The following is a 10,970-nucleotide window of genomic DNA, read 5'->3' on the forward strand; positions in this document are numbered from 1 at the left end:
ACGAGGGCGCGCGGATCGGGCCCTCGTTCCCACGGTAGGCGGGGACGCGGGATCCACCGGGGCATCCGATGCCGGAAACCGCCTCCAGACCCCCTGGCCGAGAGGGGCGTGCCCTGGAGGTGTCCTGGTCAGGGCGGGGCGTGCCGGGTGATGTCCCATCTGCAGCGATCCACCTCGTGAGGCTTCTTCGGGTCGGCCGGAGCGATGCTCCGTCCCTCCTTCCCTACTGACGAGGCCGCAGCGCGTCGAGGGCGAGATCGATCAGGCGCGGCGCGTCGTCGGTGCCGGGGCCTGCCGGCGCGGCGAGGAAAGTGCCGAGCAGGAGAGTGGTGACGTCGCCGGGATCGACGTCGGACCGCAGCGTCCCGTCCCGCGCCCCCGCGGCCAGGATCGGGGCGATCGCGCCCGTGATGCGCTCCCGGGTGGAGGACGCGGAGATCCTGCCGTCGGCCGCGCCCTGCCGCAGCGCATCTGCCATGCCCCGCTTGGCGGCGGCGAACCGTGCGTAGCGCGTCGCCCACTCGCGCAGCGCCGCCTCGGGCGGCAAAGTCTCGAGCAGCTGTGCCGAGCTCACCACCAGGGCGTCCAGCTCTGCGCCGTAGACCGCTTCCATCAGCTCCTGCCGGGTGGGGAAGTGGCGGTACAGCGTGCCGATCCCGACCCCCGCGCCGCGGGCGATCGCATCGAGCGAGGCGTTCCCGCCGTCGGACGCGAGCGCTTCGCGAGCGGCATCGATCAGCCGGTCGCGGTTGCGGCGGGCATCGGCGCGCAGCGGTCGGGCTGCGGACGGGGATTCGGTGCTCGGTGGGGAATCGGTGCTGGGCGAGGATTCGGCGCTGGCCGGAACCATTCGGAGGGGTCTCCGTTTCTGATATCGTCTCGGGAGCGGAGGACCCTCCGCTTCATCATCGTCTCATGAGGACCGAGGTCTCGACGTTGTCATCTTCAGCTTCTTCCTCCACCGATCCCACCCGTCCCTCCACCTCCGGTGCGCCGCTGCGACCGGGCGGCACCGCGCAGCTGGGATCGCGCGAGGTCGCCCGCATCGGCTTCGGCGCGATGCAGCTCCCGCGCTGCGCGCCCGATCGTGACGCCGCGATCGCGGTGGTCCGCCGCGCCGTCGAGCTCGGCGTCGACCACGTGGACACCGCACAGTTCTACGGCCACGGGTTCTCGAACAGCATCCTCGCCGAGGCGCTGCGCGACGAGGACCGCGTGGTCGTGGTGAGCAAGGTCGGGGCGGATCCCGACGAGGGCGGTCCATTCCCGCTGCGCGTCGCCCAGCGGCCCGAGGAGCTGCGGGCGAGCGTCGAGGACAACCTGCGGGCCCTGGGCCGCGAGCAGATCGACGTGGTCAACCTGCGCCGCATGGACCGGGACCTGCGGATCCCGATGCCGCCCGAGCAGCACGTCGATCTCGACGACCAGCTCGCCGAGATGGTCGCGATGCGCGAGGAGGGGCTGATCGGCGGGATCGGCATCTCCAACGTCACCGCCGACGGGCTCCGCCGCGCCCTGGGCGCCGGGATCGTCTGCGTCCAGAACGAGTACAGCCTCGTGAACCGCGCCGACGAGGACATGCTCGCGCTGGCTGCCCGGGAGGGCGTCGCCTGGGTGCCGTTCTTCCCGCTCGGCGGCGCTTTCCCCGGCAGTGACAAGGTGTCCGCCCTCCCTGCAGTCCAGGATGCCGCCGCGGCACTGGGCAGCACTCCCGCGCAGGTGGGGCTCGCCTGGCTGCTGCGCCACGCGCCGAGCACGCTGCTGATCCCCGGCACCGCGAACATCGACCACCTCGAGCAGAACCTCGCCGTGGGCGACATCGCGCTGGACGAGGAGACGCTCGCCGCGCTCGATTCCGCCGTCGTGCCCTCCGCCCAGTCCGGCGCCGCGCCCGCCGACGCGGACCGCTGATCCCGGTCCCGGTCTCGGAGAGGGAAACCTCCCATATCCCTGAATCCCGATCAGCTCCGCCGCACGCGCGAGGAACTGTGCGCGAACCTCGAGCGCACGGGCCTCGCCGAAGCCGAGGTCCTGAGCGATCTGCAGTGGTCCCGCGAGCGCCTGGATGCCGCGCTGCACTCCAACGGGTCCGCGGACCCCGTGGACGTGTGGGAGCTGCGCGACTACCTGGAGACGGCCGTGCGTGACGCCGGCGGTACGCCCGTGCCGTTCTCCACGCTGAACTCCGCGAACAGGATCCGCGCCCGCCTGTGGTTCCGGCTGAGGAGGGCGCCGCGGCACGATTTCACCCGGCGCTGATCGGCTGTCGCGCGGAGCTCTGATCAGCTGGGTCGGGAACTATTACGACGCGCTGGAAACGCTCTAGCTTTCGTTCAGACTCTCTGCCGTTCGACCATCCGCTGGGACGTGTGGGATCCGGAATGATGAGTGCTGATGGATCGACGTATGGTGCTCGTCGTTGATCCACGCAACGCTCAGCATGACGAAGCCGAGGCGGAGCAAGTACTCAGCACCACTGATGGTCTGCCCGTCGTGAAGCGCCTGGGTGCCGGGGAGACCAACGAAGGTCCGCAGCCAGTCGTCATTTCCAAGCCGGACCATCAATCGCTTCCGCCCCGCCAGGATCTCGTCGTCGACCGCCATGCTGATGACGAGGCTTCCTGTCGGTCCTCCGTCTAGGAAGCCGCGCGCGTCGTCTGGCACGGGGAGGTTGTCAGTCCGCATCATGCACCCGAATTGCTTGATCAGGTACTGAGCTAGCGAGGTCGCACCTGCGCGCCAGTCCCTGCCGTAGATGTCGCGCCACCGAAGCCGGCGGGCGGTCATGAGTTCTTCCCAGTGGTCGTCGAGGTAGTCGACGAACCGGTCGTAACTCCGGTCGAAGGGTTGACTACGCGCGTTGTTGCAGTCGGCACAAAGGGTCACGCTCCAGCGGATCGCCGTACCCCTCCTCAGCGACTTCAGTACCCCTGAGAAGCCTTCTTCTGCTGCTCGGTAGACACTGCCCTCCGTCGACGCGCCTTGCACCCGGCGAAGATCGCGAGCCTTGTACTTGTGCTCGGCAGTGGTGGCTGGCGCACCACACCACCAGCACCGGCCGTCGTCGGGGATTCAGTACTGATCCAGGACTCCGGCGATCGACTGCTCGCTCATGAGGTGATTGTGGCACCACCAGTGCGCAGCAATCGCTCGCGTGGCTGCTCCGGTCGTGGGGCCGTCGACCTACCCTCCAGCAACCACCGTGGACACCGCGCCGCGACGACAGGCGATGCCGTCCGGCGCACGCTGGATCGCGCGGGCTTCAAAGAGGCCACCTTCCACACGATCCGGCGCACGGTCGAGGGCCGACGCATGGATGCCGGGACCGACCCCCGCGTCATGATGGCGATCATTGGGCACGATCCGGCGACCTCGTGGGCGTACTACACCGACCGTCGAGTCGACGTCTCGAAGGCCGCGGACACCCTCGGGTGAAGGCGGAGGCCGAGATAGCGCCTTCTTAACGTGTATCTCGGCCGCCTGTTCGGTCCCGGAGCATTAAACATGCAGTTCAGGTGCCCCCAGCAGGACTCGAACCTGCAACCTACGGATTAGAAGGCCGTTGCTCTATCCATTGAGCTATGGAGGCGTGCGTCGTCGCCGGGCGGGATGCCGCCGGGCGCTGATGCGCGGACCAGTCTAGCGAGGACGCGACGCCGTCCTGACGAGCGGTGGGCCCGCGACGTGGGAAGGTGAGTCTCGGCCCCGAGTCGGCGGCGTCGACACCTGCGCACCTCGGTCGGATCCTGTCGGCTCCGCCGTCCACTCGCATTCCCGGGAGGCATCCATGCCCACGCACCACATCCTTCTCGACGTCGACACCGGCGTGGACGACGCGATGGCGATTATGTTCGCCGTCCGCCATCCCGACATCGATGTGCGCGCCGTGACCTGCGTGGACGGCAACGTGCCGCTGCCGCGCGTCCTCCAGAACACGTGCCGGGTGCTCGATGCGCTCGGCGCCCCGAAGGACCTCCCCGTCGCCGCCGGCGCCTCGCGGCCGCTGCTCGAAGCGCCGCGCGACGCGGCGCAGGCGCACGGGGCCGACGGTCTGGGAGGGATCGCAATGCCACCCAGCGACCGGGCGGTCTCCGATCTCCACGCCGTCGAGCTCATGCGGGCGCAGATCGAGGCCTCGCCCGAGCCGCTCACTCTCGTAGCCCTCGCGCCGCTGACGAACGTCGCGCTGCTGCTGCGGATGTACCCGGAGGTCGCGGCGCGGCTGCAGGGGATCGTGCTGATGGGCGGGTCCGCCTCGGTCGGCAACGCGACCGCGGTCGCCGAGTTCAACGTGTGGCACGACCCGGAGGCGGCGCGGATCGTCTTCGAGAGCGAGCTCCCCGTGCGCATGTACGGGCTCGACGTCTTCGACCGGGTGGGGCTGGACGAGCAGTCCGTGGCACGGCTCGCCGCGAGCGGCGACCCGCTGACCACCGCTCTCGGCGAGCTGCTGGACTTCTGGCTCCGTGACGAGGACGGTATCCCGGGCGGCCCGGAGGCTGCGCGCATCGGGGATGCCGGCGCGGTCTGCTCGCTGGTCGCGCCGGAGCTCATGGACATCCGCACCCTCCCCGTGCGGGTGGAGACGGCGATCGGACCCGCGCGCGGCCAGACCATCGTGGATCGCAGGATGGGACCCGGCGAGGACGCCGAGCACGGTCTCGCCGACGGCGGACGCAGCATCCAGGTGGTCCTCGGGGCGCAGGAGAATGCCGTCGCCCGGCTCTTTCTCGAAACCGTCGTGCCCGACGGCGCCTGACCCACCACCGAGCCTCACACGGAGGTCCTCACAGCAGCGCAGCGCATCCTCGTCACCGGCGGCTCCGGTGTCATCGCCGGGGCTCGTCCGGTCCCGAGTCGCGGTCCGCCGGACGAGCGCCGCCGTCCGCCGAATGGCGTCGCGGCCCTCCGGACTGGCCCAGCGGCCCTCCGGACTGGCCCAGCGGCCCTGTGGACGGGCCCTGTGGACCTCCGGACTGGCATCGCGGGCACGCGAAGATGACCCGCCCCTCGGACCCCTCGATCTCGGGCTCGACGAGGTCCCCGCGCTGGATGCGCGCGCCGCAGCGGCGACAGGGTTCGCGGGCGCGGCCGTAGACCCACAGGTCGCCGCGGCGGCCCATCATGCCGCCCGTGGTCACGCGCACGGTGCGCTGCGTGTTCAGGGCGAGCAGCCGCCGGGCGAGATCGACCATGCCGGGCAGGTCCTCCACCTCGCCCAGCGGGGCCGAGGGATGGATGCGGTGCAGGAAGCACAGCTCGCAGCGGTAGATGTTGCCGATACCGGCGAGGTTCCTCTGGTCCAGCAGGGCCAGGCCGACGGGTCGCTCGGGGCGTGCGCGCAGGTGCGCGAGCGCCAGCTCGCGATGCTCGTCGGACCACTGCGGATCCAGCAGGTCCGGGCCCAGGTGCCCGACGATCTCGTCCTCGTCGGCCGTGCGCAGCAGCCGCACCTGCTTGACGTCGTACCCGACGGCGCGCACCTCGCTGCCGTCGTCCTGGCGCGCGTCGAGGACGATGCGTGCGGTGTGCAGGGGACGCGGGCCCGCGCTGGCGTCGCTCGAGCGCAGGGAGACGCCGTCGACATGCCAGATCCCGTCCATCATCAGGTGGTTGTGGAGGGTGAGCGGCTCGGGGGCACCGCGGCCCGGCGGCCGCCCGGGCTCCGTGCCCCGCGGCGGGTCCAGCCGCAGCAGCAGATGCTTGCCGCGGGGGACCACCTCGCGCACGCGCCATCCGCGCAGGTCCGCGGTCGCAGCACTCGGCACCCGCAGGTCGCTGCGGGTGATCTCGGCGCCGGCAAGGGCCTCGTGGAGGATCCGGCACTGGCGGAAGACGGTGTCGCCCTCGGGCATCAGCGGCCTCCCGCGCGCAGGCGCAGCGACCGCGGGGAGCGGTAGCAGCCGGCGTCGACGAGCGCCCGGGTCACGTGGGCGACCTCGGCGTCCTCGAGTCCGTGCCCGACGATCCGCTCCACCTGCAGCTGCGGCAGCAGGGACTCGTCGCGGATCGCGCGGGCGAGCTGCTCGGCCACCAGCGGCGTGGCCTCCTCTCCGGCCCACCACAGCAGGCTCTTGCCGCCGCGCTCCACGAAGGCGGCGACCTCGCCGTCGACGAGGACGACGAGCGTCCCGGCACGGCGCGCGGGCCGCGCCGTCGTGCCCTCGGGCGGCGCGATCGGCAGGGCCGGCCAGGGCAGCGCGGCGCCATAGGGGTTCGCCGGATCCGTCGCGGCGAGCACGAGCGTCGACGGTCCGGCGCCGCCCTCGCGGCCATCTGCTCCTGCGTCCCGCCGCGACTGCGCTTCGTGCTCGCGGTCGCGCAGCAGGTCCACGGCCTCCACGGGCGCGAACTGCGAAGCGCCGAGGCCGTCCACGAAGTAGCCGCGCCGACAGCTGCCGGTCTCCTCGAGCGCCGACAGCACCCGGTAGACGCCCGCGAACGAGCCCGGCACGTCCTCGACGTCCATCGCACCGCGGGTGAGGACACCGTGGCGGTCCAGCAGCAGCGTCGCGAGCGCCGCGGAGCGTGCGGAGGGCTCCACCGCCTCGACCCGCAGGGCCGACCACCGCCCCGCGCCGACGGGCCCGGTGACCAGCTGCGACGGCTCCGAGGCACCCTGTCGCATCATGGCCGCCGAGAGCCGCGCAGCGCCGCGCCGGGTGAGGGGACGCGAGCGGCCCGACCGCCCCGCGCCGCCCGTACGGCTCGCGCCGCGGGAGGGCGCGGGCCCCAGGGCATAGGACCGCAGGGCCTCGAAGGAGTCGTTGGTGACGAGTCCGGCGAAGGCCAGGTCCCAGAGAGCCTCGTGCACGTCCTGCGGACGGGCGGCCTCGCCGTCGTCGTCCCCAGCGCCGCTCGCGAGCGCGGTGAGGATCTCGCCGTGGCGCAGGGCGCCCGGGGTATCGCGCAGCAGGGCGAGGATGCGGGCGCTCAGCGATCCCTCGACGAGCGCGGCCGCGGACTCCTCCAGGGCGCTCGCATCCAGCCCCAGGGGGAGTGCATCGGCCAGATGGAGACGCACCCATCCGTCGGCCGCCCCGAGCCGGCCGTGCCCGGACCACACCACCTCGCCGGAGGCGAAGGCCGCGTCGAGCGCGGCGGGGGAGAAGTCCGGGAGGCGCGCGGGAAGGACCTGGGTCTCCCAGGCGCTCAGCGGCAGGGACACCCCTGCGAGCTGGTCGATCACCGAGAGCAGACCGTCGGCCCCGCGCCAGTCGGCCCGCTCGCGGCGGCCGTCGGGCCTCCGCGCCGGCAGGTGCTGCCAGTCGGAGAGGAAGCGCGCGTAGACGGGGTGGGGGACCGGGGCGATGTCCTTGCGCGAGGCGGCGAGCGAGGCGCGGCGGATCCGCCGCAGCATCTGCGCGTCCACCCACTCCTCGCCCTCGCGGCCGGGCGTGAACTCGCCCTGCTGGAGGACCCGCTCGGCGGTGAGCTGCTCGAGCGCCGTGCGCGCGACCCCGGGAGCCAGGTCGAAGGCGTCGATGAGGTCCGACGGGGCGAAGGGGCCCCGGCTGCGCGCCCACCGCGAGACGAGGTCGGCGACCGCGCGCGGCACGGGCGCCAGATGCGGCTCGGGGATCCCCGGCGGCAGGGCGACGCCGAGGGCGTCGCGCAGCAGCCCCGCGTCCTCGATCGCCGCCAGGTGCTCGATGCCGCCGATGCGCACGGTGAATGCGCGGCGGGCGTCGACGAGCTCGCGGGCGATCTCGGCGGCGCGGTCGGAGGCGTGCTCGTCCGCCCGCCCGAGCCGGGCGGCGAGCTGCTCGCGCGTGAGCGGTCCGAGGCGGCGCAGCGCATCGGCCGCGTCCTCGGCGCCGCGCAGCGGGCGCTCCCCGTCAAGGCCCTGCGCGCGGCGCTCGACGTCCTCGATCACGCGCGCGTCCAGCAGCTCCCGCAGGCTCACGCTGCCCAGCAGCTCCGCGAGCAGCGACTGGTCCAGGGCGAGGGCGGCGGTGCGGCGCTCGGCGAGCGGGGCGTCGGTGTCGTAGATGAACTGGGCGAGGTAGCCGAACAGCAGGGACCGCGCGAAGGGCGAGGGGGCGTCGGTCTCGACCTCCCGCACCTGCACGCGCCGCCCGGCGACCCCGCGCATGAGCTCGACCAGGGCAGGGAGGTCGTAGACGTCCTGCAGGCACTCCCGCGCCGCCTCGAGCATGATCGGGAACTGCGGATAGGGGCGGGCGACCTCGAGCAGGTGACCGGCCCTCTGGCGCTGCTGCCACAGGGGCGCGCGGGAGCGCGGGTCGCGGCGCGGCAGCAGCAGGGCCCGGGCCGCGCACTCGCGGAACCTGGCGGCGAAGAGGGCGGAGGTGCCGACGAGCCGCCGCACCTCCTCCTCGATCTCCTCGGGCGTGAACACGAACAGGTCCGCTCCGGGAGGCTCCTCGCCATGGGGGATGCGCAGGACGATGCCGTCGTCGGCCGCCATCACCTGGCCGTCCAGCCCGTACCTCTCCTCGACGCGGGCGCCGACCGCGAGGGCCCACGGCCCGGTGATCCGCTGCCCGAGCGCGCAGTGCAGGACGACGCGCCAGTCACCCAGCTCGTCGAGGAAGCGCTCGATCAGCAGCTGGTCCGGGCCGGGGACGACTCCGGTCGCCTGCTGCTGCTCGGCGAGGTGGTCGACGACGGCGCCGCGCGCGTTCTCGTCGAGGCCGAGGGAGCCCAGGCGCTCGCGGGCGGTGTCGTCCGGGAGGGCTGCGAGCTCGGCCTGCATGCTCGCGATCGCGCGGCCCAGGGTCGCCGGCCGCCCGGCTCCCTCGCCGTGCCAGAAGGGGATGCGACCGGTGAGGCCGAAGGCGGGGGAGACCGTGACGCGGTCGGCGGTGATCTCCTCGATCCGCCAGCTCGAGGTGCCCAGCGTGATGACATCCCCGCGGCGGGACTCGTAGACCATCTCCTCGTCGAGCTCGCCCACCCGGCGCGGCTGGGTGTCCCCCTCGGCGGCGACCAGGTGCACGGGGTAGAGGCCCCGGTCGGGGATGGTGCCGCCGCTGGTGACGACGAGCCGCTGCGCGCCGGGGCGCGCCTGCAGGGTGCCCGACTCGTGGTCGTGCACGAGCCGCGGGCGCAGCTCGGAGAAGGCGGTCGAGGGATACCGGCCGGCGAGCAGGTCGACCGTCTGGTCGAAGGCCGAACGCGGCAGCGAGCGGTAGGGGTGGGCCTCGCGGACCAGGTCGAACCAGTCCTCGACGTCCAGGTCCTCCGCGAGCGCTGCCGAGAGAGTGTGCTGGGCGAGCACGTCCAGGGCGTTGCGGGGCGCCGCGAGCGGCTCGATGCGACCCTCGACGGCCTCGTGCACGGTGACCGCTGCGCGCAGCACGTCGGAGGCATGGAGGGGATGGAGGATCCCCTGCGAGGTCGCGCCGACGTCGTGCCCGGCCCGGCCGATGCGCTGCAGAAGGCTCGAGACGCTGAACGGCGTCTCCACCTGGATCACGAGGTCCACCGACCCCATGTCGATGCCGAGCTCGAGGGAGGACGTCGCCACCACGCAGCGCAGCGCCCCGGACTTCAGCTGGTCCTCGATGCTGGCGCGGATCTCCTTGGACATCGAGCCGTGGTGCGCCCGGGCCACGTCCTCGATCTCGTCAGGGGAGACGGCGAGGTCGTCGGGGGAACGGGCCACGAGATCGGAGTCCGCGTCCGCGCCGAGCACGCGGGCCGCCTCGTCCCCGACGACCTGCCTGCGGTGGAGGGTGTTGAGCTTCGAGGTGAGGCGCTCGGCCTGGCGGCGGGAGTTCGTGAACACGATCGTCGAGCGATGGGCGAGGACCTCGGCGAGCACGGCCCGCTCCACGTGCGGCCAGATCGTCCCGGAGACGTCGTCCTCGTCGACCGCGTCGGCGGGCGGGTCGATCGCGGACAGGTCCGGTACGGGCAGGCGCACGCCGATGTCCCAGGTCTTGGCCGACGGCGGACGCACCACCTGCACCGCACGGCCCCGAACGGGTGCGCTGTCTGCGCGGCCCACCCCACCCCGTCGGTCCGCCCCGCCGAGGAACGCGGCGACCTCGTCGACCGGCTCCACGGTCGCCGAGAGCCCGATCCGCTGCGCCGGCTGGTCGAGCATCGCGTCGAGCCGGGCGAGGGAGAGCGCGAGGTGCACGCCGCGCTTGGTGCCCGCGACCGCGTGGACCTCGTCGACGATCACGGTGCGCACGCCGGAGAGCGTCTCCCGCGCGGACGACGACAGCATGAGGAACAGCGACTCGGGAGTCGTGATGAGGATGTCCGGCGGACGGGTGAGGAGACGACGCCGCTCGGCAGGCGGGGTGTCGCCCGTGCGCACGCCCACTCGCAGCTCGCGGTGGTCGAGCCCGAGGCGCTGGGCCGCGCGCATCGTGCCGACCAGCGGGGACGTGAGGTTCCGCTCCACGTCGACGCCGAGCGCCTTGAGCGGGGAGACGTAGAGGACGGAGGTGGTCCCGGGGCTCTCGTCGCCGCCGAAGGCGAGATCGTCGATCGCGGTGAGGAAGGCGGCGAGGGTCTTGCCGGATCCGGTCGGGGCGACCACGAGCGTGTCCTCGCCGCGGCCGATCGCCTCCCATGCCCCCTGCTGCGCGGCCGTGGGCGCGGCGAAGGCCTCGGTGAACCACGCGCGGGTCGCGGGGGAGAACCGCTCCGGCATCGCGCGAGCGGCCGGTGCCGGGGCGAGGTCCGTCCCGGCATCGGATTCCGTGCCGGAACCGCTGCCCCGGTCAGCACCTCGTGCGCTCGCCATCGGGCCATTCTCGCAAGGCTCTCCGACGAACGGGGCCGGGTGCCGGAGACGGGCAGGGGCGCGCACCGTCGGCGCCCGGTGGCGGGCCCGTCAACGGCGGATCCTGTGTGAACCTGCCCTGCCCGCATGCAGGGCCGACGTGGCAGGATGGTGGACACGGCGGGACCCGTCTGCGGTCCCCGCGACCTCGAATGGAAGGGATGAACCTCATGGCGGAGTACACGCTTCCCGATCTCGATTATGA

At 72.8% G+C, this 10,970-nt stretch carries 8 protein-coding genes and 1 tRNA gene; 4 read left to right on the top strand and 5 right to left on the bottom strand.

Going from position 1 to position 10,970, the window contains the following annotated elements; genetic code table 11:
• Nucleotides 1-223: 223 nt before the first annotated feature.
• The gene (locus FHG10_RS17340; RefSeq protein ID WP_152354617.1) at nt 224-850 is read right to left on the bottom strand and encodes a TetR/AcrR family transcriptional regulator; all 627 of its coding nucleotides are present in this window, start codon (nt 848-850) and stop codon (nt 224-226) included.
• 65 nt (nt 851-915) lie between these two features.
• Between FHG10_RS17340 and FHG10_RS17345 the strand changes: the two genes are divergently transcribed.
• Nucleotides 916-1,911 (top strand): aldo/keto reductase, encoded by a 996-nt coding sequence (locus FHG10_RS17345; protein ID WP_152354618.1) that lies wholly within the window; start codon nt 916-918, stop codon nt 1,909-1,911.
• A 39-nt stretch (nt 1,912-1,950) separates the two neighbouring features.
• On the top strand, nt 1,951-2,259 hold the full coding sequence (locus FHG10_RS17350) for a DUF2316 family protein (RefSeq protein ID WP_227488355.1): 309 nt from the start codon (nt 1,951-1,953) through the stop codon (nt 2,257-2,259).
• Between the two features lie 63 nt (nt 2,260-2,322).
• On the opposite strand, the gene FHG10_RS17355 is transcribed toward FHG10_RS17350, so the two are convergent.
• Complete coding sequence (locus FHG10_RS17355) at nt 2,323-2,988, bottom strand: hypothetical protein (protein WP_152354620.1); 666 nt, start codon at nt 2,986-2,988, stop codon at nt 2,323-2,325.
• Nucleotides 2,989-3,312: 324 nt separating this feature from the next.
• Here FHG10_RS17355 and FHG10_RS18410 point away from each other — a divergent pair, with 324 nt between their 5' ends.
• Nucleotides 3,313-3,435, top strand: a complete 123-nt coding sequence (locus FHG10_RS18410; protein WP_264674035.1) for a hypothetical protein — start codon at nt 3,313-3,315, stop codon at nt 3,433-3,435.
• 81 nt (nt 3,436-3,516) lie between these two features.
• Here FHG10_RS18410 and FHG10_RS17360 read toward each other — a convergent pair.
• A tRNA-Arg gene (locus FHG10_RS17360) sits at nt 3,517-3,589 on the bottom strand.
• Nucleotides 3,590-3,787: 198 nt separating this feature from the next.
• Between FHG10_RS17360 and FHG10_RS17365 the strand changes: the two genes are divergently transcribed.
• Complete coding sequence (locus tag FHG10_RS17365) at nt 3,788-4,759, top strand: nucleoside hydrolase (RefSeq protein WP_152354621.1); 972 nt, start codon at nt 3,788-3,790, stop codon at nt 4,757-4,759.
• Between the two features lie 70 nt (nt 4,760-4,829).
• Here the strand turns inward: FHG10_RS17365 and FHG10_RS17370 are convergent, their stop codons facing one another.
• Nucleotides 4,830-5,855: a DNA-formamidopyrimidine glycosylase family protein gene (locus FHG10_RS17370; protein ID WP_152354622.1), complete on the bottom strand. Its 1,026-nt coding sequence runs from the start codon at nt 5,853-5,855 to the stop codon at nt 4,830-4,832.
• Nucleotides 5,855-10,633, bottom strand: coding sequence for an ATP-dependent helicase (locus FHG10_RS17375; RefSeq protein ID WP_152354631.1), 4,779 nt, complete (start codon nt 10,631-10,633; stop codon nt 5,855-5,857). Before FHG10_RS17375 ends, FHG10_RS17370 begins: the two co-directional genes overlap by 1 nt.
• Between the last annotated feature and the right edge of the window lie 337 nt (nt 10,634-10,970).

Origin of the sequence: Brachybacterium subflavum (assembly GCF_009299795.1) — a bacterium.
GTDB classification, from domain to species: Bacteria; Actinomycetota; Actinomycetes; order Actinomycetales; family Dermabacteraceae; genus Brachybacterium; species Brachybacterium subflavum.

Excerpts from the sequence above, each read along its gene's own strand:
- FHG10_RS17340 (WP_152354617.1), bottom strand. The coding sequence starts at position 850 with ATGGTTCCGGCCAGCGCCGAATCCTCGCCCAGCACCGATTCCCCACCG.
- FHG10_RS17345 (WP_152354618.1), top strand. The coding sequence starts at position 916 with ATGAGGACCGAGGTCTCGACGTTGTCATCTTCAGCTTCTTCCTCCACC.
- FHG10_RS18410 (WP_264674035.1), top strand. The coding sequence starts at position 3,313 with ATGGATGCCGGGACCGACCCCCGCGTCATGATGGCGATCATTGGGCAC.
- FHG10_RS17365 (WP_152354621.1), top strand. The coding sequence starts at position 3,788 with ATGCCCACGCACCACATCCTTCTCGACGTCGACACCGGCGTGGACGAC.
- FHG10_RS17370 (WP_152354622.1), bottom strand. The coding sequence starts at position 5,855 with ATGCCCGAGGGCGACACCGTCTTCCGCCAGTGCCGGATCCTCCACGAG.
- FHG10_RS17375 (WP_152354631.1), bottom strand. The coding sequence starts at position 10,633 with ATGCCGGAGCGGTTCTCCCCCGCGACCCGCGCGTGGTTCACCGAGGCC.